General features: G+C 44.1%; 28 protein-coding genes. 10 read left to right on the forward strand and 18 right to left on the reverse strand.

Translation table 11 applies throughout. The features are described from left to right. Window positions 1-308: 308 nt before the first annotated feature. Both rpsI and rplM read right to left on the reverse strand, forming a co-directional pair. Window positions 309-695: a 30S ribosomal protein S9 gene (rpsI, locus tag ACO1B7_RS09870; RefSeq protein WP_064097058.1), complete on the reverse strand. Its 387-nt coding sequence runs from the start codon at window positions 693-695 to the stop codon at window positions 309-311. A 13-nt stretch (window positions 696-708) separates the two neighbouring features. After that, window positions 709-1137 (reverse strand): 50S ribosomal protein L13, encoded by a 429-nt coding sequence (gene rplM, locus ACO1B7_RS09875; RefSeq protein WP_004281682.1) that lies wholly within the window; start codon window positions 1135-1137, stop codon window positions 709-711. 302 nt (window positions 1138-1439) lie between these two features. Here rplM and pdxA point away from each other — a divergent pair, with 302 nt between their 5' ends. From pdxA to ACO1B7_RS09890, 3 genes are read left to right on the forward strand one after another with little or no spacing between them, the layout of a single operon-like run. Continuing rightward, window positions 1440-2411, forward strand: a complete 972-nt coding sequence (gene pdxA, locus ACO1B7_RS09880) for a 4-hydroxythreonine-4-phosphate dehydrogenase PdxA (RefSeq protein ID WP_247142978.1) — start codon at window positions 1440-1442, stop codon at window positions 2409-2411. A 33-nt stretch (window positions 2412-2444) separates the two neighbouring features. Continuing rightward, the gene (gene rsmA / locus ACO1B7_RS09885; RefSeq protein WP_129717887.1) at window positions 2445-3257 is read left to right on the forward strand and encodes a 16S rRNA (adenine(1518)-N(6)/adenine(1519)-N(6))-dimethyltransferase RsmA; all 813 of its coding nucleotides are present in this window, start codon (window positions 2445-2447) and stop codon (window positions 3255-3257) included. A 6-nt stretch (window positions 3258-3263) separates the two neighbouring features. Beyond that, window positions 3264-4109, forward strand: a complete 846-nt coding sequence (locus ACO1B7_RS09890) for a symmetrical bis(5'-nucleosyl)-tetraphosphatase (protein ID WP_005248006.1) — start codon at window positions 3264-3266, stop codon at window positions 4107-4109. A gap of 52 nt (window positions 4110-4161) precedes the next feature. On the opposite strand, the gene ACO1B7_RS09895 is transcribed toward ACO1B7_RS09890, so the two are convergent. The 8 genes from ACO1B7_RS09895 to ACO1B7_RS09930 form a co-directional block, all read right to left on the reverse strand. After that, the gene (locus ACO1B7_RS09895) at window positions 4162-4608 is read right to left on the reverse strand and encodes a DUF2147 domain-containing protein (RefSeq protein WP_004281686.1); all 447 of its coding nucleotides are present in this window, start codon (window positions 4606-4608) and stop codon (window positions 4162-4164) included. 147 nt (window positions 4609-4755) lie between these two features. Then, on the reverse strand, window positions 4756-5205 hold the full coding sequence (locus ACO1B7_RS09900; RefSeq protein ID WP_004645963.1) for a DUF2147 domain-containing protein: 450 nt from the start codon (window positions 5203-5205) through the stop codon (window positions 4756-4758). Window positions 5206-5265: 60 nt separating this feature from the next. After that, entirely contained in the window at window positions 5266-5715 is a 450-nt protein-coding gene (locus tag ACO1B7_RS09905; RefSeq protein WP_044111684.1) for a DUF2147 domain-containing protein, read from the reverse strand. A 203-nt stretch (window positions 5716-5918) separates the two neighbouring features. Further along, window positions 5919-6365, reverse strand: a complete 447-nt coding sequence (locus ACO1B7_RS09910) for a DUF2147 domain-containing protein (protein ID WP_168730866.1) — start codon at window positions 6363-6365, stop codon at window positions 5919-5921. A gap of 86 nt (window positions 6366-6451) precedes the next feature. Next, window positions 6452-7126 carry an LrgB family protein gene (locus ACO1B7_RS09915; RefSeq protein ID WP_213687631.1) on the reverse strand — a complete coding sequence of 225 codons (675 nt, stop codon included), beginning with the start codon at window positions 7124-7126 and terminating at the stop codon, window positions 6452-6454. A gap of 9 nt (window positions 7127-7135) precedes the next feature. Continuing rightward, on the reverse strand, window positions 7136-7507 hold the full coding sequence (locus tag ACO1B7_RS09920) for a hypothetical protein (protein WP_213687630.1): 372 nt from the start codon (window positions 7505-7507) through the stop codon (window positions 7136-7138). 40 nt (window positions 7508-7547) lie between these two features. Then, the gene (hflX, locus tag ACO1B7_RS09925) at window positions 7548-8888 is read right to left on the reverse strand and encodes a ribosome rescue GTPase HflX (RefSeq protein WP_423090123.1); all 1341 of its coding nucleotides are present in this window, start codon (window positions 8886-8888) and stop codon (window positions 7548-7550) included. Window positions 8889-8965: 77 nt separating this feature from the next. Next, window positions 8966-9097, reverse strand: coding sequence for a hypothetical protein (locus ACO1B7_RS09930; RefSeq protein WP_005263660.1), 132 nt, complete (start codon window positions 9095-9097; stop codon window positions 8966-8968). A 189-nt stretch (window positions 9098-9286) separates the two neighbouring features. On the opposite strand from ACO1B7_RS09930, the gene ACO1B7_RS09935 reads away from it, so the two are divergent. After that, entirely contained in the window at window positions 9287-10096 is an 810-nt protein-coding gene (locus ACO1B7_RS09935; protein ID WP_153566433.1) for a lysophospholipid acyltransferase family protein, read from the forward strand. Between the two features lie 36 nt (window positions 10097-10132). On the opposite strand, the gene ACO1B7_RS09940 is transcribed toward ACO1B7_RS09935, so the two are convergent. Beyond that, window positions 10133-11767 (reverse strand): phospholipase D family protein, encoded by a 1635-nt coding sequence (locus tag ACO1B7_RS09940; RefSeq protein ID WP_423090124.1) that lies wholly within the window; start codon window positions 11765-11767, stop codon window positions 10133-10135. 101 nt (window positions 11768-11868) lie between these two features. Between ACO1B7_RS09940 and ACO1B7_RS09945 the strand changes: the two genes are divergently transcribed. Next, window positions 11869-12879 (forward strand): metallophosphoesterase, encoded by a 1011-nt coding sequence (locus ACO1B7_RS09945; protein ID WP_071850810.1) that lies wholly within the window; start codon window positions 11869-11871, stop codon window positions 12877-12879. 24 nt (window positions 12880-12903) lie between these two features. On the opposite strand, the gene ACO1B7_RS09950 is transcribed toward ACO1B7_RS09945, so the two are convergent. The 3 genes from ACO1B7_RS09950 to trhA all read right to left on the reverse strand — a co-directional run bounded on the left by ACO1B7_RS09950 (window position 12904) and on the right by trhA (window position 15531). Continuing rightward, window positions 12904-13305, reverse strand: coding sequence for a hypothetical protein (locus ACO1B7_RS09950; protein WP_423090125.1), 402 nt, complete (start codon window positions 13303-13305; stop codon window positions 12904-12906). A 131-nt stretch (window positions 13306-13436) separates the two neighbouring features. Beyond that, window positions 13437-14744 carry an MFS transporter gene (locus ACO1B7_RS09955; RefSeq protein ID WP_004281697.1) on the reverse strand — a complete coding sequence of 436 codons (1308 nt, stop codon included), beginning with the start codon at window positions 14742-14744 and terminating at the stop codon, window positions 13437-13439. A 142-nt stretch (window positions 14745-14886) separates the two neighbouring features. After that, window positions 14887-15531, reverse strand: coding sequence for a PAQR family membrane homeostasis protein TrhA (gene trhA / locus ACO1B7_RS09960; protein WP_005106124.1), 645 nt, complete (start codon window positions 15529-15531; stop codon window positions 14887-14889). A gap of 102 nt (window positions 15532-15633) precedes the next feature. On the opposite strand from trhA, the gene ACO1B7_RS09965 reads away from it, so the two are divergent. Further along, window positions 15634-16857 (forward strand): class I SAM-dependent methyltransferase, encoded by a 1224-nt coding sequence (locus tag ACO1B7_RS09965; RefSeq protein ID WP_423090126.1) that lies wholly within the window; start codon window positions 15634-15636, stop codon window positions 16855-16857. Next, a complete protein-coding gene (locus ACO1B7_RS09970) occupies window positions 16851-17282 on the forward strand; it encodes a GNAT family N-acetyltransferase (protein WP_423090127.1) in 432 nt (143 codons plus the stop codon). The genes ACO1B7_RS09965 and ACO1B7_RS09970 overlap by 7 nt, the downstream gene beginning before the upstream one ends. A 69-nt stretch (window positions 17283-17351) precedes the next feature. Here ACO1B7_RS09970 and ACO1B7_RS09975 read toward each other — a convergent pair whose 3' ends face one another. The 4 genes from ACO1B7_RS09975 to ACO1B7_RS09990 form a co-directional block, all read right to left on the reverse strand. Further along, entirely contained in the window at window positions 17352-17699 is a 348-nt protein-coding gene (locus tag ACO1B7_RS09975; protein ID WP_423090128.1) for a hypothetical protein, read from the reverse strand. A 160-nt stretch (window positions 17700-17859) separates the two neighbouring features. Then, window positions 17860-19995 carry a 3-hydroxyacyl-CoA dehydrogenase NAD-binding domain-containing protein gene (locus tag ACO1B7_RS09980; protein ID WP_423090129.1) on the reverse strand — a complete coding sequence of 712 codons (2136 nt, stop codon included), beginning with the start codon at window positions 19993-19995 and terminating at the stop codon, window positions 17860-17862. A gap of 11 nt (window positions 19996-20006) precedes the next feature. Continuing rightward, entirely contained in the window at window positions 20007-21212 is a 1206-nt protein-coding gene (locus ACO1B7_RS09985) for an acetyl-CoA C-acetyltransferase (protein ID WP_005247991.1), read from the reverse strand. Between the two features lie 197 nt (window positions 21213-21409). Further along, a complete protein-coding gene (locus ACO1B7_RS09990; RefSeq protein ID WP_004645946.1) occupies window positions 21410-22420 on the reverse strand; it encodes an AraC family transcriptional regulator in 1011 nt (336 codons plus the stop codon). Window positions 22421-22633: 213 nt separating this feature from the next. On the opposite strand from ACO1B7_RS09990, the gene ACO1B7_RS09995 reads away from it, so the two are divergent. The 3 genes from ACO1B7_RS09995 (at window position 22634) to ACO1B7_RS10005 (ending at window position 26131) form a co-directional block, all read left to right on the forward strand. Next, entirely contained in the window at window positions 22634-23755 is a 1122-nt protein-coding gene (locus tag ACO1B7_RS09995) for a CaiB/BaiF CoA transferase family protein (protein WP_423090130.1), read from the forward strand. Between the two features lie 254 nt (window positions 23756-24009). Continuing rightward, a complete protein-coding gene (locus ACO1B7_RS10000; protein WP_423090131.1) occupies window positions 24010-25653 on the forward strand; it encodes a nitrite/sulfite reductase in 1644 nt (547 codons plus the stop codon). Next, window positions 25646-26131, forward strand: coding sequence for a DUF934 domain-containing protein (locus ACO1B7_RS10005; protein WP_005263640.1), 486 nt, complete (start codon window positions 25646-25648; stop codon window positions 26129-26131). The genes ACO1B7_RS10000 and ACO1B7_RS10005 overlap by 8 nt, the downstream gene beginning before the upstream one ends. Window positions 26132-26137: the final 6 nt, after the last annotated feature.

Raw genomic sequence — 26137 nt, forward strand, 5'->3', positions numbered from 1 at the left:
GACTAGGATACTAAAATTCAACCCAAAAAGCACTAATCATCAAAAGTCACTCCCTTTGAGTCGGGGTAGATTATAAGAAAAACAACAGGAGGAAAATAAAATGCTGATCAAGCTTCCTATCATTTTGCTGTTTATCTGTATTGGGATTGCAAATTATTATTTGATGAAGTCATTCTGGTGCCATGAAGGGGTATGGGGTAAAGATGTGCATGAACAATAAAGAGAAAATCTTTCCATCTACTCGACTAATATACCCATAAAAAAACCCTAGAAAATCCAGGGTTTTTTTGTCCGATTCGGTAAACGAATTAACGTTTAGAGAATTGAGGACGTTTACGAGCTTTACGTAAACCAAGTTTCTTACGTTCAACTTCACGAGCATCACGAGTAACGAAACCAGCTTGACGAAGAGCAGGTTTTAAAGTTTCGTCAGAAGCGATCAGTGCACGAGTAATACCGTGACGGATAGCGCCTGCTTGACCACCGATACCACCACCAGCAACAGTGATGTAAAGGTCATATTTGTTAGTCGCTTCAAGAAGCTCAAGTGGTTGGTTAACAACCATACGAGCAGTTTCACGACCGAAATACTGTTCAAGAGTGCGGTTGTTAATTACGAGTTTACCAGTACCAGCTGATAGGAAAACACGTGCAGTTGCGGTCTTACGGCGACCTGTACCATAATTAGTAGCCATGTGCTGTTATCCCTTAGATGTCCAAAACTTGTGGCTGTTGAGCAGCGTGTGGATGCTCAGTACCTGCATACACTTTCATTTTCTTGATCATTGCATAACCAAGAGGACCTTTAGGTAACATACCTTTTACAGCTTTTTCTAGAACTGCTTCTGGTTTGTGAGCGATTAACTTTTCAAAGTTAGTCTCACGGATACCACCAGGGAAACCAGTGTGGCGATAGTATTTCTTATCTTGTGACTTTTTACCAGTCACAGTGATTTCTTCAGCATTGATAACAACGATGTAGTCGCCAGTGTCAACGTGAGGAGTATAAGAAGTTTTATGCTTACCGCGTAAACGACGAGCGATTTCAGTCGCAAGGCGACCTAAAGTTTTGCCAGAAGCATCAACAACGTACCAGTCGTGTTGAACTTCAGCTGGCTTAGCGCTGAGAGTTTTCATTAAACCACTACCTATTATAGTTGGTTTGGACTATGGAATCTGTCCAAACTAAAGGAGACGCGATTCTAAACGAATACGTGAAGAATCACAAATGAAAATTAAAATTTCAAGCGCTGTATTTTATCTAATCTCCCTGGTGAAAGAAAGACCTAAGCCTTTATATGCTACAAAAACTGCAACTATATTTGTAACCATAGTTTCAATGGTATCAAAATATTGATTTATAAGTACTCTTTGCAATGATTACTACAGCGTAGGCGTGATCGGGTTATAATATTTCTCAGCTTTGCCAAATTGAGAAGATGATGCTGCCTTTATATGTCACCAGTGGGGAACCTGCCGGAATTGGTCCTGATATTTGCTTGAGTCTTGCAGATCGTGTTGATGAGCGCCCAATTGTGGTATTGGCGGATATTCATATGCTCGAGCAACGTGCTCAGATACTCAAATTATCGGTTGAGCTGATTGAATATCAAGGACAGGAGTCATCTTCAGGCATCGGTCAGCTATTTGTAGAGCATGTTCCCGTGCAGCAAGACGTCGTATTGGGTGAGCTGAATCCGAACAATGCGGCTTATGTACTGGAGCAACTGCGTCGATCTGCAGACTATGCCATGTCTGGAAAAAGTGTCGGCGTCGCCACTGCACCTGTACAAAAATCTGTAATTAATGAAGCAGGCATTTTTTTTAGTGGACATACCGAGTATTACCAGGAATTTGCTGGTGTCCCGCGTGTGGTCATGATGCTGGCCACCAAAACTTTACGCGTAGCCTTGGCCACCACACATCTTCCGCTTCGTGCCGTGGCAGATGCGATTACGCCTGAACGCTTACATCAGGTGATTGATATTCTGATTCACGACCTGAAGTCCAAATTCAAGATTGAACAGCCAAAAATACTGGTTTGCGGTTTAAATCCGCATGCCGGTGAGGGTGGTTATTTGGGGATGGAAGAAATTGAAGTGATTAATCCGGTACTCGAAAGCTATCGTGCCCAAGGTATCAACATGAGTTTAAGCCTACCTGCTGATACTTTATTTACCCCAGAAAACCTAAAAGATGCTGATGCTGTTCTGGCGATGTATCACGATCAGGGTTTACCTGTGTTAAAATCACAGGGTTTTGGTGAAGCCATTAATATTACCCTCGGCTTACCGTTTATTCGAACTTCTGTTGATCATGGCACAGCACTCTCCCTTGCGGGAACGGGACTTGCGAAAAGTTCCAGCCTGCACGTTGCTGTCGATTTAGCCCTCGATCTGGCGCGCCACTGATTATTGTTCATCACTCACGTTGGAAATGTTTTTATGTATCAAATTAATGCCTTAAACCCAAAAGATGAAGGGCATCAGGCTCGAAAAAGATTTGGTCAAAACTTTTTACATGACCAGCGTGTCATTGCCAAAATTGTACGCTCAGTCAATCCGCGTCCAGGTCAGAACATTCTGGAAATTGGCCCGGGTCTGGCCGCTTTGACTTCACCTTTAATTGGTGAATGTGATGCCTTAACCGTACTTGAGCTGGATCGTGATCTGGCTGCTGGCCTGCCGGGTCGTGTGCCGCATCCGGAACGTTTAACCATTATTGAAGCCGATGCCTTGAGGTATGATTATTCTCAATTGTTTCAGGAAGATCGTCCATTACGTGTCGTCGGTAACTTGCCCTATAATATTTCAACGCCACTATTATTCCATCTCTTGGAATTTGGTGACAAAGTGCAAGACATGCATTTCATGCTGCAAAAAGAAGTAGTGGATCGCATTACTGCATCACCCAATACCAAAGAATATGGCCGTCTGTCGGTGATGATTCAATATTTCTGTAAACCGACTTTCCTGTTCGAAGTGCCACCTGGATCTTTTAATCCGCCACCAAAAGTAACTTCTGCGGTATTCCGTTTAGAGCCTTATAAAGTTAAACCGATTGTGGCGAAGAATGAAAAAGCGCTGACACGACTGGTATCGCATGTATTTACCCAGCGTCGTAAAACTCTGCGTAACAGCTTGAAGGGTATGCTGGTTGAAGAGGGTTTTGAAAAAGCGGGTGTTGACCCGATGGCACGTCCAGAAACCCTGACCCTTGAACAGTTTGTTGCACTTTCAGATCAAATGGTGGCATAAATTACGATGAACCGTACTGCTCGATATAATTATGTGATTGGTGATGTTCAAGGCTGTTTTGAGGCCTTGAAAGCTTTGCTTAAAGAAATCCAGTTTGATGCAGAACAAGATTTTATCTGGTTTGCTGGAGATTTGGTTGCACGTGGTGAAAACTCAATTGCAGCATTGCGGTTTATCAAAAAGCTGGCTGAGCAAGGTGCGGCTGCGACGGTCTTGGGAAATCATGATTTGACTTTGCTGGCTTATGCCCGCGGCATCAAACCGGTGAAAGAAAAAGACAATGTTCGTGATGTGATTGATGCGATCGACAGTGATGACTTGATTGACTGGCTGCGCAAACAGCCAATGTGTCTATTTCCAAATGAGCAGACTATCCTGACGCATGCTGGGATTCCGAATATCTGGAGTGCAGAAAAAACTGCTCAATTGGCACAAGAAGTCGAAGCGATCATTGCTCATGATGACTTCGAGGTGCTGGATGATTTTCTGAAAGAAATGTTCGGGAAAGAACCCGCACTTTGGTCGGATCAGCTACAAGGCCATGAACGTATTCGCTGTATCGTGAACTACCTCACCCGAATGCGTTTAACTGACGCTGAGGGACGTCTGGAATACAGCTTTAAAGATGCGCTGGATGATCCGATGCCGGAAGGTTTTAAACCTTGGTTTGAGTTTGAATCACAGGCCGCACAAACTCATCAGATCCTGTTTGGTCACTGGGCCGCCTTGAACGGTAAAACCATTTCGAACAAGATTCAGAATGTAGATGGCGGTTGTGTCTGGGGTAATCAACTCATGGCATTCCGCCTAGAAGATCAGCAGATGTTTGCAGTGGATAATCCTGTGATGTAAGAACATTCCATAAAAAAGCCACGTGATTACGTGGCTTTTTTAGTTTTAAAATTTAGTCTGCTCGAATCCAGGTCTGGTTACGGCCTAGAACTGAAACGCCAATGCTGGCACGTAAGGTTAAACGTTTACCGGTATTGTTTAAACGCATTTTTGCATCATAAATTTTACCTGCCAATGGATCGATAATACGACCTTTATCATAATTTTTGGTGCCTTCAACCAGTTTTAGGCCTTTTAAAATGGTCATGCCTAAAATAGGCTGATTGGTATAAGGTGCAGGGCAGTTATTGCATTTTTCACGTGGATTATAGTCTGGGCGAGGCGTGATTTTTACAATTTTGCCTGAATAGGTATTATTTGCTTCTTTGCTAATGACGATAATCGCTTTAGCCGCCCCCGTTTTATCATCAATTTGTTGCCAGGTCCCGGTAATATCGTCTGCCCACAAATTCGTCATACATCCTGCTGTAAGCGCGGCAAGTAATATTTTTTTAAACATAGAGAGTCATTCCAAAGAATTTTTATCATCGCCCGCTCATGTTAGAAATCTTACTAAAATAGTCAACACTTATCTGAATACTATAGAGTTGATACACTAAAAAAAGCTGCCAATTTGGCAGCTTTTTTGAATAATGAGAATTAGGTATTAATCTTGGCGAATCCAGGTCTGGCTACGGCCTAAAGCGGACACACCCACATAACCACGCAAGGTTAAACGTTTACCATTGGCATTTAGACGCACTCGAGCGTCATAAACTTTACCTGCCAATGGATCAATCACTTTACCTTTTTCATAATTGTTGGTGCCTTCCACATGTTTTAAACCAGTCAATACATCCATGCCCATGATCGGCTGATTGGTATAAGGCGCGGGACATTTATTGCAGGTCTTTTGTGGAGTATAGCCTGGACGTGGAGTCACTTTGATAATTTTTCCGGCAAAAGTCCCATTATCATTTTGACGAATTTCAATAATCGCTTTTGGTGAGCCGGTTTTATCATCAATTTGCTGCCAGATGCCAGTCAGATCCTGTGCATAAGCAGTCCCAGTCATCAGTGCAGCGATGAACATTAATCCTAATTTAGTTTGTTTCATTATATTTATCCCTTTTTTATAGATGAATAAAATATCCCCAACACAAAAGTGCTGTTTTTATTAATCCTGGCGAATCCAGGTTTGTGTGCGACCAATCGCAGAGATCCCGATATATCCACGTAAAGTCAGTCGTTTCCCATTGGCAGAAATCCGCCCTTTTAAATCATAAATTTTGCCAGTGAGTGGATCGAGTACCCGGCCATGTGCATAGTTATTTTTGTTGGTGGGTTTCAGTCCTTTAATGACGTCTAACCCCAAAATCGGTTTATCGGTATAAGGTGGTGGACATTTGACACATTTTTCCCGTGGTGTATAACCTGGGCGAGGTGTGACTTTAGTAATCGTTCCGGTATACGAGCCATCAGCCTGCGTTTTCATTTCAATCAATGCTTTAGGTGAGCCGGTTTTATCATCAATCTGTTGCCAGAGACCAGATAACTCCTGAGCAAAGGCCAGAGAGCTAGTGAATAAAGAAGCTGAAAAAACAGTTAAAAGTGTGATTTTATACATGCGATATCCTTATCCTTATTTTTTTATGAACATTCACCTAATTCCATGTGGTGAATGCTGATGCAAACTACGTTAATACACTTTCATAATCTATATTGCATGAAAAAAGCATATGTTTAATATTCATACAACCTAATGCATTAAAATGCAAGTTTCTATCTACTAAAGCATAACTCCATCACATTTTTTTAATTAAGCAGGAATTAATCCTGCTTAATCCAGGTTTGACTACGGCCAAGCGCTGAAACGCCGATATAGCCACGTAGGATCAGACGTTTCCCATTGGCACTTAATTTTGCCTTGGTGTTATAAAGATTCCCTGATAATGGATCAAGCAGCTTGCCTTGAGCAAAACTGTTATTGCCGACGTGCTTTAAGCCAGTGAGTACATCCAGACCAAGAATAGGTTTATTGGTATAAGGTGCGGGACAGGACACACAATTTTCTTTCGGAGTATATCCAGGACGCGGGGTGATTTTTGTGATCTTGGCAGCATAGACGCCGGAAGCCGTCTCACGAATTTCCAGGAATGCTTTAGGCGAACCGGTTTTGTCGTCAATACTTCGCCATGTTCCTGAAATATCGGAAGCCAAGGCCAGATGGCTGAAAGAGGCTAAAAGTAAAGTTGAAAAAAATTGAACTTTATTCATATATCTGTTCCTAGGTTGGATTAGAGTTCTTACTCTATAGTAAGAACGATTACCACATAAAACAAATGATTAATTTGATTCACTAGTCACATTTTTTGCAAATAAAGTATAAACGTAGGCAACCAGACCGCGGTAAAGACTGCATTGACGGCCATACCAAATGCGGCATAACGTCCTGCAATACTGCCACGCTGCCAGGCCTGAGCTGTACCAATGGCATGTGCGGCTAGTCCTAAAGCCAGTCCAGAAGCGCGCTCATCATTAATATGTTTGAGAATAAATGGCGAAAAGGCTGCACCAATCACGCCAGAAAGAATCACAATCAGAATCACCATGCTGATGGGTGCATCCAGCAGGGTGGCAATATTAATCGCAATTGGAGTAGTCACGGCACGGGTAGCAAACGCCATAATGTCTGCAGAGGACATATGCAGCAGATAAGCCAGTCCCATCGGTAAGGCGACAGCACTGATACTGGCAAAAACCAAAATGCCGATAATGGCTTTGAGCGGCAAGTCATCGTAGCGCATTGCGGCCAACGGAATGGCCAAGGCAACAGTCACATAGCCAAGTAAATGGTTGAAGAGTGGATTAACTTCATCCATATAATTTTCATAGGGAATGCCGAGCACAAATAGAATTGCCAGTATAAAGAACATGCTGAACACGATGACGGGAATTTGCGGAATGAATCGGTTACAGGGTTTGGCAATCAGATAGGCGATAAGGGTAACCGTAAAGCCATACAGAATAGATAACATGCGGAACTCCTATAACCAGCGCTTGGCCATTTTGGCGTAAATCCATAAAGGAATCAGGGTGCTGAAAAACATGATGAACAAGAAGGCGGGGATTTTCTGTCCCATATGAGCCAGCATCATCAGTGCACCTGCACTGACAGGCAGGAAGGCAAAGGCGCTTTCCTTCATGAGCTTGTTATTGGTATCGACCAGGCGAGCAGGAAGCTTGCCAAAATAGCGCCAGGTAAACAGCGCAATTAAAAGGCTCAATAACCCGACCAGATTACCTAATTCAGGATGATTCAGTTGGGTCATTAACCAGACTGAAGCTTCCCGAAAGACAATAATTAGTAACAGGGTGCCGATCCATGCTGGCCAATCTATTCGTTTTATCCAGTTCATTGCTATGATCATTAATATTAATAAGTTTACTTATCAAGTTTTACTCGATCTTTGACTGGATTTCAAACGCTTCCAGTGGACGCTGAAATTGCTGCGCCTGTTTGCCCAGAATTTCCTCTAAAGGTAAATGCGCCTGTTTAATCAACTGTTCCAGTTTTTGTGGGGCAATTCGAATATGCAGATGCAGCTGGCCTTCATCATCATAATGTTCTGACTGGATCACATTCAGACCATAGAGCTGGTTACGCAGCTTGCCATAAGCGGGTTTCAGGATTAAATCGAAGGATTGCAGTTTCCCCATCAAGGATTCATGTACCGCTTTACGCAGCAGATCGATACCTTCGCCACTATGTGCCGAAACATAAACCCGTTCCGGTTCGCCCGGACGTCGATAAATAATTTTGGCTTCTTCACCGCTACAGTCAATTTTGTTATAAACCTGCAGGATCGGAACATCGGCCCCAATTTCTTTCAGCACTTTTTCTACAGCTTCAATCTGCTCCAGCATTTCTGGGCTGCTTGAATCAATGACATGCAGTAACAGCGTGGCTTCTACGGTTTCCTCCAAAGTTGCTTTAAAGGATTCAACCAGCGAATGGGAAAGGTTACGGACAAAACCTACCGTATCGGCCAGTACCAGATTGCCAATCCCATCCCATTCCAGACGCCGTAAAGTAGGGTCCAAAGTGGCAAACAGCTGATCGGCTGCATAGACATCGCTGTTGGCGAGTAAGTTAAACAGGGTCGACTTGCCTGCATTGGTATAGCCGACTAAAGATACTGTTGGAACAGCCGCTTTTTGACGGGCTACACGACCTTGCATCCGGGTTTGGCGGACTTTATCAATGCGTGCCTTGAGCTGTCCCATACGGATACGCAGCAAGCGGCGGTCCGTTTCCAGCAGGGTTTCACCGGGACCACGTAAACCGATCCCGCCTTTCTGGCTGTCGAGATTGCCACGACTACGAATTAAACGTGAAGATAAATGTTGTAACTGTGCCAGTTCGACTTGCAGCTTACCTTCATAGGTACGGGCACGCTGGGCAAAAATATCCAGAATCAGTTCAGTACGATCGACCACGCGGCATTTGATCACCTGTTCCAGATTTCGGGCTTGGGCCGGGGTCAGGGCATGGTCAAAAATGACCAGATTGGCCTCCAGTTCTTCAACACGTTCAGCAATTTCTTCTGCCTTGCCGGAGCCGATAAAAAATTTGGCGTCAGGTTTGACCCGCTGAGCATGAATATGTTCCAGAATTTCAGCATCTGCAGACTGTGCCAGCAAACGAAACTCTTCAGCATCAAGGTCATCCAGCATCTGTACGCTGACACTCACCAGAATGACGCGCTCTTTCCCTCGATGTTGTTGTAAATATTCCACTCAGGCCAATCTCCACTTGAAAACTTTAGTGTAGTTGAAAAAGGGCTGTGCAGATACTGAATTAGCGCGGCTTTGGTTTAGAGTACGCTGATAAACAGTTGTGCAAGTGTTACCAGTACCACGGCATAGATGAAAGTGCCGCCCAAAATATATTTGAGCACTTGTAAAGGTTGAGGTGTGTCGTTCGCGGGCTGGGTTTGATCTGGCATGGCTACGATCCTTTTCAATCTAATATTTCGATAGTTTTATTTTGAATGATTTTTTAATCCAATTAAAATTGAAGATATAGATGCTATTGGTCGATTTTTATTATCAATGCAAGTTGCGAATGAACAGTATAGAATGAGTTTAATTCGTGGATATTCCCTGTATCTCGCTTAGGATTTAATGACGTTTTTATGAACTCAACTATACAAAACCAGACTCCAGATATCGAAGGCTTGGCCAAGTTTTTCCTGTATAGCCGGAAAATCACAGCTTCATTGGCTACCATTAGTGAAGGGTTTTACTTGGTTTTTCGTCATGGCTTATATAAAAATCCGAACAACCCGACCAATACCCGCTATGTGCAACATTTTTGCCGTCAGTTATGCAAAGTATTCAATATCGAAGTGCAGGTGCATGGCGAGATTCCGCGTGAACCCGCCTTATGGGTCAGTAATCACGTGTCATGGCTGGATATTGCAGTTCTGGGTTCAGGGGCACGCGTATTTTTTCTGGCGAAAGCAGAAATTGAGAACTGGCCGATTCTAGGCAAATTGGCCAAGGGTGGGGGTACCTTATTTATTAAACGTGGTTCAGGAGATTCCGTCAGGATCCGTGAACAAATTACCGGTTTCCTGAAACAGAATATTCCGGTGCTGTTCTTTCCTGAAGCGACGACTTCTGATGGGCGAGCCATCAAAAAAGTGCACGGCCGGATTTTAGGCGCCGCAATTGAAGCGCAGCGTCCTGTACAAATCTGTCTGATTTGTTATGTGAATCAGCAGGGCGAACTGGATATGGTTGCGCCGTTTGTCAATGACATCAGTTTTGCTGCCCATGTCAAAAAAGTACTGGAAATGCCGCAAGTCATTGCACACTTAGTAGCTTTACCTGCAATTGCCACGGAAGGGCATACGGTTGAAAGCCTCACCCGTGTGGTCCAGGAAAAAATGCAGACTGGCCTAGTTGAACTTCAGTCACGGGTATTAAAAAAGCCTCAATAAGAGGCTTTTTTATGGTTTCTGTTCAAAGAATCAAACTTACATAAAGCCTTCAATAGGCAGCCACGACACCAGTTTAAGTCCAGCTTTCTGATACCATTTCATTTTTGGTTCTTTGGTAAACGTTTGAACGTCACCATTGGCTTTCTTGATTTTCCAGTTAATGTTCTGATTCGCATCCAGCACCAGTTTATACGCATATTTGCTTAAATTTTTGTCCATGGTGTCGTGTACTGCACGTGCCAAAGACGGACTGTTCAGCAACACGCCAATTTCAGTATTCAAATAGGCTGAACGCGGATCAAAGTTAAAAGAACCAATAAACACCTGTTTTTGATCCAGTGCCATCAGTTTGGCATGCAGGCTGGAACGGCTCAGTCCTTTCAGGCTGACTTTAGCTTTTTTCGAAATTTCCTCAGTATTGGCATTTAGGTGATTAGCTTCTGGCGCTGCCAAGAACTCATACAGCTGCACGCCATTTTCCAATAGATCCTGACGATATTTGGCATAAAAGGCATGCACCACGGCAACGTCGTTGGCCTTAAAAGAGTTGGTCAGGACGCGAACCTTGATATTTTCATTCGCCAGTTTCTTTAAACGGTCTGCACCAATTTTTTCCGGGACAAAATAGGCAGAGACAATATCGACACTTTGTTCAGGTTTTTCCAGATGCTGTAATAACTGGAAATTCAGGTGTTCTTCGGTTTTTGCCTTGGCCTTGATTTTGCTCGGTGGATCTTTGACGACTTCGGCCTCAACCCAATCTAGCTGAATATTTTGTTCCAGCCATTGGTCAAAGGCTCTGGAACGATTGGCCAGATCCAGATAATTTTGAGTCGCTGGATTCTGACTATGGGTTTCTAGCTGTTGTTTTAAGCTTGGAAAACGTAAACCATGATGGCGCGGATTGACAACCTCTTGCACCGGATAGGCATAATCATCATTCCAGTATTCATCGAAGGAATGAATGATTTCATCCGATGCCGCACCGACCAGCATCACATCGACATCAGAGAACTGATAGCTTTCACTGACATTATAATACTGGTTGCTCATATTGCGGCCGCCAATCAAGGCAATCTGGTTATCGGCAATAAAGCTTTTATTATGCATACGGCGGTTAATGCGTTTTAAATCCAGCACCATGTCCATAGCGCGGTATTTACGGAAGCGATAGGGGTTATACAGTTTGACATCGATATTTTGATGCTGGTTTAAGGCCAGATAAATCCCTTCCATTTTCTTGGCATTATTGTCATCCATCAACAGGCGCACTTTTACACCACGATCTGCTGCCTGAATAATCGCATGTAGGGCGAGGGCACCGATCCGGTCGTTATCCCAGATGTAATATTGCAGATCCAGACTACGTTCCGCTTTATTAATCAGCTGAATCCGTGCAGCCAGTGCTTCAAGTGGATCATACAGCACGCGATAACCGGTCAGACCGATGTTCTGGTCACGTAAAGGTTCAACAATTTGTGCCAGGCTGGTTTGCGATGTATCCGTTTCAAATGCCATCTGGCTTGGCTGTTCGGTTTGCTTGGGTAAGGTGCTACATGCAGGCAGACCCAGTACCAGGCTACAGCTCAGTAAAATGCCGGCTTTATAGCGATGAGTGCGTATAAAACCTGAGGATTGAAGGTGAACTTGATCGCGGGGAGCAGTGGCCATATAAGTCGAAGAATGAAAAATTAGAATTGAGTATAATTGCCAGCTATGAAAAGATAAATATAAAGCCAGTAATCTGCTGCTCGACTGAATAAGGCCAATTTATGTGGGATTCGAATTCCGTACTGTTTTATTTTTATCTGGGAATGGCGATTTTAGCCATCTGGGCTGTGGCTCAGGCATGGTCGAGCCAATCACGTACCGAAACCATTCATCCCTTTAAAGCTTTTGGTCATTTGCTGGCGTTTTATCTTGCCTATTTATTGATCCCTTTGGTTTTCTTCAGTATTTATGCTGGATGGACTGGGTATTATTCACTGCATGAAGCTATTTTTGTATTTTTGCTTAGTGGGGTTTTGACTTATGCACGCTTTATCGAGCCGCATTTAATTCAAGTGAAAACGACACAATATCAGATCAATGCAGATAAACGCTTAAAGCAGCCAGTAAGAATCGCCCTGATTGCAGACTTACATATCGGTCTGTTTTCGGGTCATGAGCGGCAGTTGCGACAAATTGTACACAAATTAAATCATATTCAACCTGATCTGGTGGTGGTCGCCGGCGACTGGACTTATGAGCCAGAAAATAAACTGGCACAGGAACTGGCGGTTTTAAAAGAGATTCACGCTCCGGTCTATTCGGTCAATGGTAATCATGACGAACAATATCCCGGACCGCCAATTCGGGAATTGTTGCACTATGCACTGCAAGTCAATCAGGTCATGGATATTGAAGGTCAAATTGTCGAATTTGATGAATTTCGACTTTTGGGCGTGGGTGATCTCTGGGCTGGAAAAGCCGATATGCGCAGTTTGCCCGACTTGCCTCAGGACAAGCCTTGGGTCATTCTTTCGCATAACCCTGATACGGTCGATATGATCCCGAAACTGCCGACACGTCCTTTAATGCTGTCCGGGCATACCCATGGCGGACAGGTGGAGCTGCCTTGGCTGACCGATTACGTCATGAAAAAGGTTTCAATTTTGGGACATAAAAAGGGCATGTACCGTCATGAACATGCAGATGTGTTCGTGACTGTCGGTACCGGTTTGGTCGGTGTACCTTTCCGTTTCCGGGTGCCGCCTACCATTGATATTATTGAACTGATTTAAATTCAGCCGGCATTCTGTACCGCGTTAACTGATGATCCAGACCAGAATCAGCAACACCACCGCGATAGCCGCCATCATCCAGATTTTCTTTTCAATTTTGCGAGTCGGCACATTTTCACGTAATTGTTGCGCAGTGATTTCAGCTTCTGTCGGTGTACTCAAGCTAGGATGGGTGGGGATTTCCAGTGGCGGTGTCACCAGGTCGATATCACCGGCATCATCACTAAAGCGTGGACCGGTACTTTCATGCTTCATGACCACGTCATGTTCCCGCACAATTTCATCAATCACTTGCAGTGCCTGAGCTTCATTCAAGGGCGTATTCTCGATGATATAGCGAACAGCTTCTAATTTTTTATCATCTTCCAGCAAAATAATGATATTGACCAACTCCTCCTGCGATAGGTATTCAATAAGATCCTGCATGGCCTTGCCTCATTTTTTGAATTGAGTTCATTTGATTGTTGAGCAAATTTAACGAGATAAGTAGCCGAGTTTTGTTGTGAAATCATAAAAAAGCCAGCATCAAGTGCTGGCTTTTAAATCAATCTAAAATCTTAGATCTGATTATTTACATCATCATTCTTGGTTTCACGAATCAGCAAAAATGCGACAAGCGACAGGATAGATGCTGCGGTCAGGTAATAACCGACTGCAGACAAACCATAGGCCGTTGCTAATTTGGTTGCGATTAGCGGTGCAAATGATGCGCCGAAGATACCAGCCAAGTTAAAGGTTAATGCAGAACCTGTGTAACGTACTGAAGTCGGGAAGATTTCAGACAATACAGTACCGATTGGCCCATAAGTTAAGCCCATGATCGCCAGACCAATACACAAGAACAGGAACACCACCAAGGTGCTGCCAGATTCAAGCATATCTGCAAAGAAAATACCGAAGATCGCAGAAATGACACATACCGCAATGGAAGTAGTCTTACGGCCAAATTTCTCTGCCAATACTGCTGAAAGCGGGATGAATGCAGCAAAACATAGGGTTGCAACTAACTGCAATTGCAGGAATTCTTCACGAGAATAACCAAGTTGTTTGGTTCCCCATTGGAGCGCAAATACCGTAGTAAGATAGAACACAACGAAAGTACAGATTGCAGCAATCGTACCCAGAACCAGCATACGAGAATGCTTTTTGAATACCTGAACAAAAGGAACATTCACTTCTTTTTGTTTATCTAGTACTTTCTGGAAAGCAGGGGTTTCATGCAGTTTTAAACGAATCCATAAACCCACAATTACCAACAAGGCACTTGAGATAAACGGAATACGCCAGCCCCAAGCCATAAAGTCAGCTTCAGACATGAAAGCGCCAAGGGTCAGGAAAGAACCTGTTGCCAGAATAAAGCCGATTGGAGCACCCAGTTGCGGGAACATGCCATACCAGGCACGTTTGCCTTCCGGGGCATTTTCAGTTGCAAGAAGTACCGCACCTGACCATTCACCACCCAGACCCAAGCCCTGACCTAAACGGCACAGTGCAAGTAACAGTGGCGCAGCAATTCCGATTTGCGCATAAGTTGGCAATAGACCAATCGCAACGGTTGAAATCCCCATAGTTAGCAAAGCTGCAACCAAGGTGGCTTTTCGTCCGATCCGGTCACCTAAATGACCAAATAATGCTGCACCAATAGGACGGGCAATAAAGGCAATAGCAAAAGTCGCAAGAGACTGAATGGTTGCGGTCATTGGATCTGTACTGGTAGGGAAGAACAGATACGGAAAAATAATGACAGCAGCGGTGGCATAAATATAAAAATCGAAGAATTCGATTGTGGTGCCTACCAAGCTTGCTGTTAAAACGCGAAATTTTGAATTTTGTGCTGGCTGAGCAGCAGAATTAGACGACGCCATGGAAAACCTTACACTTACTAAAAATAAAAAAACTTAGTTTTAAAAGCGTAATCTTTTTAAAAAAGGCGTAATTTTTTAAAAAAACAACTGCAATCTTCTCGCTTCAACTCGCTCAGGGTCACTGAAATGAAAAAGGAGATGATTAAATCACGTAAAGATAGATAGACAGAAAATGTGATCCTGCGCCTATCAATACAAATATGTGCCAGATAGCGTGGGTATATCTTACTCTTTTTAAAGCGTAAAACAATGCACCCACGGTATAAGCGAGTCCACCAATGATGAGAAAGGTTAAAGATTGAGCACTTAAATATTGCTGCATATCATCAATCACCAACAGCGCCAGCCAGCCCATGGCCAGATAAGCCGCCAAAGAAAGTTTCTGGAAACGATGAATGAAAACGAACTTGAAAAGTGTACCAAGAAGAGCAATCACCCACAGTGCAATCAATAAATACTGGGCTTTGGCGGTCGGAATGGCAATCGAAAGGAAAGGGGTATAGGTTCCGGCGATTAAATAATAAATCGCAGTATGATCGATTTTTTTATAAAAATAACGGCGGTCTGCTGCAGTGGCCATGTGATAGAGCATCGAAGCAGAAAATAACAGAATCATGCTCAGCGCATAAACCCACAGTCCAATCCATTGTCCAGTACTGAGGTAAGACCCTTTAATAATCAAAAGAATACCGGCAACAATGGACAGTCCTGCACCTACACCATGACTAATATAGTTAATCCGTTCCTCATTTTGATCATAATCTGGAACTAGGGGAGCATTCTGCATGATTGTCATTCTTCTTCAAATATACACTTGTATAGTAATTCAATTTTGCTTTTAGGTTAAGAAGATTTAAACTTGATGCGCAATTCATTTCAGGTTTTATCTATGTCAACGTTGGCAACTCTCTCCGATCAGGAACAGCAATTCTTGGACACCTTTCAGCAAGCTGTTGAAAGGGATCAATTTGATCGCCTGATCTTAAGCCAGTATAAAGGTGAACTGCAGGATTTAGAGAAAATGACCTTGCGAGTCATTACATTAAATGAACAACGCGTATTGAGCTGCCTGTATCGTTACAAGACCCAGGATGTCACTAAAAATTATCCTTTAGATGAAGCATTATTTCAGGTTACTTCACTACTGGCGTGTTGCAAACAGGCCAATCTGATGACAGTAGATGAAGAATTACAGCTGAAAAAAAACAAGAAAAAAGCCATGTTAACGTGCAGCAAACATAAAGCAGCGATGAATCAGGTGAAGCCTGTTGAACAAGGCCATGACCGGATTAAACAACGTTTTGTCGATCAGGACAGTATTTTTCTCCAGCATCTCGGGATTACCGATCAAAAAGCGCAAATCATTCCGAGCATGGCGCGTAAATGGAAACAGATTAACAAGTTCGTGGAAATTTTTTCAGGCGCCTTGGCGCAGATTAAGCCACAGGCCGAAGGCCTGCGTGTGGTGGATTTTGGTTCGGGTAAAGGCTATCTGACCTGTGCTTTATATGACTATATGCAAAAACATGGTCAAACGCCGTATGTCACCGGGGTAGAGCTTAATCCAAAAATGGTCGAGTTCTGCCAGAATGTCGCGCAACAATCCGGATTTGATCAACTGGACTTTTTCCAGGGGGATGTGCGTACTTATGCGCCAGAACGTCTGGATGTGATGATTGCTTTGCATGCCTGTGATGTCGCAACAGATTTTGCGATTCATAGCGGTATTCGCCTGAATGCGCAGATGATCATGTGTGCGCCATGTTGTCATAAGGAATTGCGTCCACAGTTACAAGCACCGAAAGTCCTCAGCCCGATGTTACAGTTTGGCATTCACGCCGGACAGCAGGCAGAAATGCTGACCGATACCATACGTGCTTTACTGCTCAAAGCTTATGGCTATGAAACCAAAGTTTTTGAATTTGTGGCGCTGGAACATACCAGTAAAAATAAAATGATTCTGGCGACAAAACGTAAAGACTATCAACAACCCGATCAGGAAGTTCTGGTACAAATACAGGCACTAAAAGAGATGTATGGGATCCAGAAACATTCACTAGAATTGTTGCTGAATGATCAATGGGATCAGCAGGGAATTGGATCTAAATGCTAAATAGTCCAGAACTTAAAATAATTTCCGGCAGCTGGAAAGATTTGGCAGTGTATGCCAAAGCGATTCGTGAAGCCGTGTTTATTCGAGAACAGCATATTGCAGCTGAAGATGAATGGGATGCTGAGGATGCGGTTGCTGTACATTTCATTGTTTTTCAGCAGGATGAGGCGATTGCTACAGCACGCTTATTGTCAAATCATAGTATCGGCCGGGTTGCAGTTCTAATCACAGCACGCGGTTTAGGTGTTGGTCAGCGCTTGATGCAGGCCGTGATTGACTATGCGCGTGCAGAGCAGCGTGAGTTGGTCAAGCTGTCTTCGCAAGTGCATGCCATTGGCTTCTATCAAGCGCTGGGATTCGAAGTTCAAGGTGAGGAATATCTGGATTGTGGTATTCCGCATATTGATATGTATTTAAAACTTTAATTTTCAGCCCTTCAAATACGAAAAAGCGAGGCATTGACCTCGCTTTTTGATGCATAGCCTGAATCTGAATTAGTGGCCATGGTCTGCATTTGAGCTGTGCTCGGCATTATCCATATTGGCATGTTCTTCAGCTGACATATTGTGTTCAGCCGCTGTCGTATCTGTAGGAGCCACATTGGCAGCTTCACGTGCTTCACGATCCGCTTGCGCTTTGGCAATGGCTTCTGGAGACATCGTAGGCGCATTTTTAAAAGCGTGTTGCTGGGTAGTCTGTTTATTTTGCTGGCTTGGCATGTAATCCGGTTCATTACTTATCGCGAGCCAAAAAATAAGCATGAATAATCCACCTAAAATACAGAAGATAATAAGTGCTTTCCAACCCCAAGGAGATTTTTCAGGTGAACTGTGATCAGTCATAGGTCTTACCCACGTGGATATCAAACTTATGTAACTTTATAACATAAATTGATCAAAAAGCAGATCAAAATCTGTCATCACATGACTCTGTTTATTGCTTGAAGTAAATTCAGAGAATAAAAAAGAGGAAACACGTTCCTCTTTTATTTAAGTGGCCACACTATTGAATCGGCTGGGCGTGTGCTGCGCGATCTTTAAGAAGCTGTGGAGCTTTGAAGCGTTCGCCATACTTGTTTTCAAGCACCTTGGCACGGGTCACGGCTTTGGCCAGACCATACTGATTCAAGAATTGTACTGCACCGCCCGTCCAGGCGGCAAAACCAATGCCAAAAATGGAACCGACATTGGCATCGACCACGGATTCTAAAACACCTTCTTCCAGACAGCGCACGGTATCTAGTGCCTGTACAAACAGGAAGCGGTCAATCATTTCCTGTTCAGAAATATCATTGTCTTTTTTCCAGTGGCTGAGACCAGACCAGAGCTGCTTTTTGGCATCGGCCGGATAATCATAAAAACCTGCGCCTGCAGCCTTACCTTTACGGTTAAATTCGTGAATCATGCTGTGAATCACGTCATCTGCAGGTGATTTAGTGATGGTCTGACCTTGTGCTTCTAAAGCTTTGTATCTTTCATTGGCCACATGTTCAGACAAGGTCAAGGACACTTCATCCTGAATTGCCAATGCGCCCACCGGCATACCGGCTTTGAGTGCAGCCATTTCAATTCGCGCTGGATGTACACCTTCTGCCAGCAGGCGTAAACCTTCCTGCACAAAGGTACCAAACACGCGGCTGGTAAAGAAACCACGGCTGTCATTTACTACAACCGGTAATTTGCCAATTTGCTGCACGAAATCGAAAGCTTTGGCCAGCGTTTCTGCCGAGGTATTTTTAGCTTTGATAATTTCCACCAGCTGCATTTTATCGACCGGACTGAAGAAATGCAGGCCGATAAAGTTCTGATCATTTTTTGAAGCCTGGGCTAACTCTGTGATCGGCAGGGTCGAGGTATTCGAAGCCATTACGCCGTTGCTGGCAAGATATTGTTCTGCCTCTTGCGTAACTTGAGCCTTGAGCGCGGGATTTTCAAAGACGGCTTCAATGATCAGGTCACAACCCGCTAGATCTTCATTCGATGCAGTTGTTTGAATCAGGCTTAAAAACTGATCTCGTTTCTCGGCTGATAAACGCCCTTGAACGACTTTTTTATCCAGCAGTTTCTGGCTATAGGATTTGCCTTTTTCAGCCGCTTCTAATGAAATATCTTTCAGAACTACTGGAATGCCTGTGCTGGCAGTGGCATAGGCGATCCCAGCACCCATCATACCCGCACCTAGAATACCGACTTTAGTGGCTTTCCACCTTTCAAGACCTTGAGGGCGACTGGCGCCGGACTTGATTGCATTCAGACCATGCCAGAAGGTGCCAATCATATTTTTAGAAATTTGACCGGTCGCCAAATAAGTAAAGTAACGCGATTCAATGGTCAGGGCAGTATCGACATCGACCTGTGCACCTTCTACCGCAGCCGATATGATCGCTTCAGGTGCAGGGTAGCAGCCTTTGGTTTTATCGCGCAGCATCGCCGGAGCAATTGCCAGCATCTGTGCAACTGCTGGTGTCGAAGGGCTACCACCCGGAATTTTATAGCCCTTTACATCGAAAGGTTGTTGTGACTTCGGATTGGCTTTGATCCAGGCAATGGCTTTTTCTAAGAGTCCATCTGCACTGTCTGCGAGATCGTGAATCAACCCTAGAGATAGGGCTTTGTCGACTCCAAACTGTTTGCCCTCCATCAATAAAGGAAGGGAATTTTGCAGACCAAGCAGGCGGATGCTACGGACGATACCACCGCCACCTGGTAATAAACCCAGTGTGACTTCAGGCAGGCCAAATTTGCTTTTAGGGTCATTCAGGGCAATACGATGATGGGCACACAGGGCAATTTCCCAGCCACCGCCAAGCGCCGTGCCATTCAGTGCAGCAACCACAGGAATACCGCGAGTTTCGATATAGCGTAGTTTGGCTTTCATCTCTTCAATCATATTGAAGAATTCAGTTGCATGCTCAGGAGTGGCTTGAATCAGTTCATCCAGATCGCCGCCAGCAAAGAAAGTTTTTTTCGCTGAACGGAAAATAATCCCGGCAATATCTTCATCTGCTTGTAACTGGACAACGACTTCATCTAGTGCCGTACGAAAGTCGGCATTCATGGTATTGGCAGACTGGTTTGGAGAATCAAACGTTAAAATAACAATATTATCTTCATTTTTTTGATATTGAATTGCGCTCATTATTTTTCTCCTTATACCAGTTCAATAATGGTTGCGATGCCCATACCGCCACCCACGCAAAGTGTAGCTAGTCCACGTTTTTTGCCCTGGCGTTCTAACTCGTCCAGTAATGTCCCTAAAATCATCGCACCAGTCGCACCGAGTGGATGTCCCATGGCAATTGCACCGCCGTTGACATTCACCTTGGCAGGATCAATCTTCATTTCATTGATAAAGCGCATCACCACGGCAGCAAAAGCTTCATTGACTTCAAACAGGTCAATATCATCAATGGTTAAACCCGCCTTAGCCAAGGCCTTACGAGCAGCCGGGGCAGGGCCGGTCAGCATGATGGTTGGATCTGCACCGACCAGTGCCGTGGCCAGTACTTTGGCTCGTGGCTTCAGACCTTGTTCTTTTACCGCTTGTTCCGATGCGATCAAAACCACAGCCGCACCGTCGACAATGCCTGAAGAATTCCCGGCATGATGCACATGATTGATAGCACCGACTTCAGGATATTTTTGCAGGGCAATTGCATCAAAGCCCATTTGCCCCATAGTGGCGAAACTTGGATTGAGTTTGCCCAAGCCTTCTGCGGTCGTTGTCGGTTTGATAAATTCATCTTTGTCCAGAATCACCACACCGGCTTTGTCTTTTACCGGGATCACGGATGCATTGAAATAACCATTGGCTTGAGCGGCAGCTGCTTTCTGTTGTGATTGTTCGGCAAATTGATCTACATCAGAACGCGTATAACCGTCAATCGTGGCAATCAAATCTGCACCAATACCTTGTGGAATAAAGTCACAGGCCATATTGGTCTCAGGGTCCAGTGCCCAAGGACCACCGTCAGAACCCATCGGCACGCGGGACATGGATTCGACTCCACCTGCCACAACCAGATATTCCCAGCCAGAGCGGACTTTTTGTGCGGCCAGATTGACCGCTTCCAGACCGGAAGCACAAAAACGGTTAATTTGCACACCCGCTACATCATTATCCCAACCAGCAGCGATGGCAGCCGTTTTGGCAATATTGGCGCCCTGATCACCAATTGGGGTGACACAACCGAGCACGATATCATCTACTTTTGCGGTGTCAAACTGATGACGAGCCTGAAGTTCGTTGAGTAAGCCAGTCAATAATGAAATGGGTTTTACCTGATGTAAAGATCCATCTTTTTTGCCTTTTCCGCGTGGCGTACGAATGGCGTCAATAATATATGCCTCGCTCATAGCATGTCCCTTTTATTGATTTGATGAAAATTATTCTAATGACTCGAGTGTAATACTTAATTTTTGAAGTGCAATGACGAGAACGGGCCAGATCATTTGAGCGATTTAGCCAATTTTAGCTATAAAAAAGCCTAAGCTTTTGCTTAGGCGGAGAGAACTGGTTTTATTATTACATGCTCTTTTGCGGCATTACTTGATTAATGATAGCCATGTAATTGACGATACAGACCCGGAGTCACACCTGTCCATTTTTTGAAAGCACGGTGGAAGGTACTGGTTTCACTGAAACCGACCTGTTGTGCGACATCTTCAAGGGTAAGATCAGGGTTAAGTAACAGGTGAATTGCGGCATCACGTCGCAATGCATCTTTCACGCCTTGATAGCTTTTGCCTTCGGCTGCCAGACGGCGACGCAAGGTTTGCGGTGATAGATATAACATCGATGCCACATCATTCAAGGTTGGCATTTCTTCACCAATCTGGCTCTTCAGCACATCACGGATTCTAGAAGTCAGTGAATTGGTATTTTTGAATTTCACCAGCAGTTGGGCCGGTGCTGCTTTCAAAAACTCTTCCAGAGTTTCTTCATTCTGGCGAATTGGCAGGTCCAGATAGTCCGCAGCAAAAGTGATTTCAGTACGTGGCATATCGAACTGCATTACCGGCGCAAAGAATAAGGCATCATATTCATCGGCATGGTCTGGACGCGGATAACTAAAATGCACGCGTTCCAGTGGCAGGCGACGCTCAATGAGCCAAGACGCCAAGCCATGCCAGATCATCAGCATGCTTTCAGTAATGAAATGATCCGGATCCATTGCATTTGGAATGAGTGGTACCAGACGTGCTTCGTGTTTGTCACGCTCCAGAGTCACCGACCAGTCATCACCAAAGAGTTTGTAGAACTGGGAAGACAATTCCAGTGCATCACCCAGAGTTTTGGCATGAATGATGAGCTGGCACATGATCGCAAACGTACCCAGACGGCGTTGCTGTTTGTCAAAGCCGACATGCTCGTCCTGGGTCACCATCCACAACATTTTAATAAAGCGGGTATATTGTTCAGGCGAAATACGCGCTTTGGGCTGATGCAGCAGCTCTGCTTCAATCCCGACGTGAGACAATAAAGTATCGACATCCATGCCCAGACGTTTAACGCCAGATAAGGCAGCATTGACGAAGTGGATACTGATCGTATCACGACTCATGTTTAATCCTTCAGTCTCTTTAATTTTCACTAATAATTGACCTAAATGACGAAAAATAATAAAGCAATGGCAATTTACAAGAATACCTTTGCCATTTTCTTACATATTAGATTGCCGAAACTATCAAGGTAAATGGCTGAACATGACATTGTTTTTGTGCATTTATGTGCCTAAGATGCTGAAAAAAGCAATATAAGTAGAGCAAATACTCCAATGTCATATGTATTAAAAGGATTGAAAATCCTAGATTTTTCTACACTTTTACCCGGCCCGTTTGCCACATTATATCTTGCTGATTTAGGTGCAGAAGTTGTGCATATTGAATCACCAACCCGACCAGACCTGTTGCGATTAATGCCACCCTTTGCCAATGGACAGGCCACTTCACAAAGTTATTTGAACCGAAACAAGCAATCGGTTGCACTGGATTTGAAAGATCCTGCGAATATTGAACTGGTTAAATCCAAGATTGCAGATTATGACATTGTGATTGAGCAATTCCGTCCCGGTGTAATGCAACGTCTTGGGCTAGACTATCAAACCTTAAGCGAAATTAATCCAAAATTGATTTACTGTTCCATTACCGGTTACGGCCAAACTGGCACATATAAAGATAAGGCAGGGCACGACATTAATTATCTGGCTTTGTCCGGAATTGCCGGACACAGTGGCCGGATTGAAAATGGTCCACCAGCCTTGGGAATTCAGGTCGCCGATGTTGCAGGTGGTTCCATGCATGCCGTGATTGCGATTCTGGCCGCGGTGATTGAACGTCAGCAAAGCGGAAAAGGGCAATATATTGATATTTCCATGACCGATTGCGTGGTGACGATGAATAATCTGGCGGCTTCTGCCAGTCTGGCCGGTAATCAGCAACAACGGCCTGAATCAGGGTATCTGAATGGCGGTACTTTTTACGACTATTATGAAACCCAGGATGGGCGTTATCTATCGATTGGCAGTCTGGAACCACAATTTATGCAGGGATTGGCACAGGCTTTAGAGCTGCCGATTCTTCTGGAAAAAGGCGCTTCTTATGCCGCTGAAGATCATGCTGTGGTGAAGCAGGCGATTCAGAATAAAATCAAGACCAAGTCATTAGCTGAATGGCAAATGCTGTTTGCCGCGCTGGATGTCTGTGTCGAACCGGTGCTCAGACTTGAGGAAGCGTTACATTCTGATCTGGCTCAGCAGCGGGGATGGATAGTACAGGTGCCACTCAAATCCAGCAGTCAGCAGACCGAAGCACAATTGGCTTGTCCGATTAAATTTTCACGTTCTACGATACGCTATGAGTTTGTAGGACAGCAATTGGGAGAAAGTCAAAATTGGTAATATTCTTAACGTGTTAATTAGATTATTAATGAAATGAGAGGAAATTTTTCCTATATGAAAATAAGTAATAATAATTGAAGATTTTCATCATTATTACTTTAAATTTAATCCAGTGCTGTAAATACCGAGATCCGTGAAACTTTGACAGGCTTATCAATAAAATCGCTATGAAATATGTATAAAAAGCATTTTATTGATAGGTTCAATCTCGCTATCCTTGCCGGCGATATAATAGAAACTACTAGCTGTACGCCATGTATTTATATACTGATTTCGATCAGCAACTGATTAATGAACGTGTTGCACAGTTCCGTGACCAAACGGAACGTTATTTAGCCGGTAAACTCACTGAAGATGAGTATCGTCCGCTTCGTCTGCAAAATGGTCTGTACGTACAGCGTTATGCGCCAATGTTACGTATTGCCGTGCCATATGGTTTGATGAACTCAAAACAACTTCGTAAAGTGGCTGATTTGGCAAAAGAATATGACCGTGGCTACGCGCATATTTCGACCCGTCAAAACATCCAGTTTAACTGGCCTGCGCTGGAAAATGTGCCGGATATGCTGGCTGAACTGGCCACTGTGCAAATGCATGCGATTCAGACCTCAGGTAACTGTATCCGTAATACCACGACGGATCAGTATGCAGGTGTGGTTGCAGGTGAAATTGCCGATCCACGTCCGACTTGTGAATTGATCCGTCAATGGTCAACCTTCCATCCGGAATTTGCTTTCTTGCCACGTAAATTCAAGATTGCAGTCTCTGCGCTTGAAGAAACTGACCGTGCAGCCACTGCATTCCACGATATCGGTGTGTATATTGTGCGTAATGAAGCAGGCGAAATGGGCTATAAAATCAAAGTCGGTGGTGGTCTCGGCCGTACGCCAGTGATTGGTAGCTTTATCCGTGAGTTCTTGCCGCGTGAAGACCTGATTGCTTATCTGGAAGCAGTCCTTCGTGTGTATAACTTGCATGGCCGTCGCGACAACAAATATAAAGCACGTATCAAGATTCTGGTAAAAGCTTTAACACCAGCAGTATTTGCCGAGAAAGTTGAAGCTGAATTTGAGCATACGATTAAAACACTGAAAATCGATACAGACACCTTGGCGAAAATGGATGAGAACTTCACGCCATTTGACTACCAAGATTATACAGATGAAGATTTCACTGAACTATTTGCACAATATCCAAAATTCAAACAGTGGTTCAACATCAATACCAATGCACATAAAGTGAAAGGTTATCGTATCGTGACGATTTCACTGAAACGTGCCGGGATTGCACCGGGTGATGTCAGCACAGAAGAAATGAACCTGATTGCAGATCTTGCCGATCAGTACACTTTCGGTGAGCTGCGTACCACGCATGAACAAAACATTTCCCTGGTCGATGTCCCACAAAAAGATTTGTTCGCTGTATGGCAAACCCTTGACCAAAACAACCTGGCACGTGCGCATATCGGTTTCTTGACCGACATTATTTGCTGCCCGGGCGGTGATTTCTGTTCATTGGCGAATGCGAAATCCATTCCGATTTCTGAAGCAATTTCACGCCGTTTTGATGACCTGGATACGATTTACAATTTAGGCAAACTGGATCTGAATATTTCAGGTTGTATGAATGCTTGTGGCCATCACCATGTGGGTAATATTGGTATTCTAGGTGTAGACAAGAAAGGCGCTGAGTTCTACCAGATCACTTTAGGCGGTAATGCCGATCATGATGCGTCAATTGGTGACATTCTTGGGCCATCATTTGCAGCCGAAGTCGTGCCGGATATCGTAGAAGAAATTTTGAATACTTATCTTGACCTGCGTCAGGATGGTGAAGAGTTTATCGATACTTATCGCCGTGTCGGCATTCAACCATTCAAGGAGCGTGCATATGCTTAATACCGCACTTCAAGTGCTCTCTAAAGATGGCACGATTGCAGACAATACCTATCAATTGATGGGTGAAGATGGTGTTTTACCACAGGGTGATGTGGTTCTGACTGTGGATCAGTTAGACCAGATTGCCAATGTGACAGGTAAAAAAGCATTGTACTTAACCGTAGATGCTTCGCCTGAAACCAATGAGTTTCCATTGGATCAGCTAGATGCAATCTTTATTGAGTTTGCCGGTTTTAATGATGGTCGTGGTTATTCATTTGCAGCACTTCTTCGCCGTCAGGGTTTCCAAGGCGAATTGCGTGCTACTGGGGATGTATTCAAAGATGTTTTGAACTACATGAAGCGTTCAGGTTTCGACACTTTCGTGATTAAAGAAGGTAAAGATATTCAGGAAGCGGCTGCCGGTTTGAATGATTTCAAAAATCCGTACCAGGCATCAACTGCGGTTGCACAGGCACATTATCAAACAGGTGCTTAATTTAAA

The sequence above is a fragment of the Acinetobacter lwoffii genome (assembly GCF_049367455.1).
GTDB lineage: Bacteria > Pseudomonadota > Gammaproteobacteria > Pseudomonadales > Moraxellaceae > Acinetobacter > Acinetobacter lwoffii_W.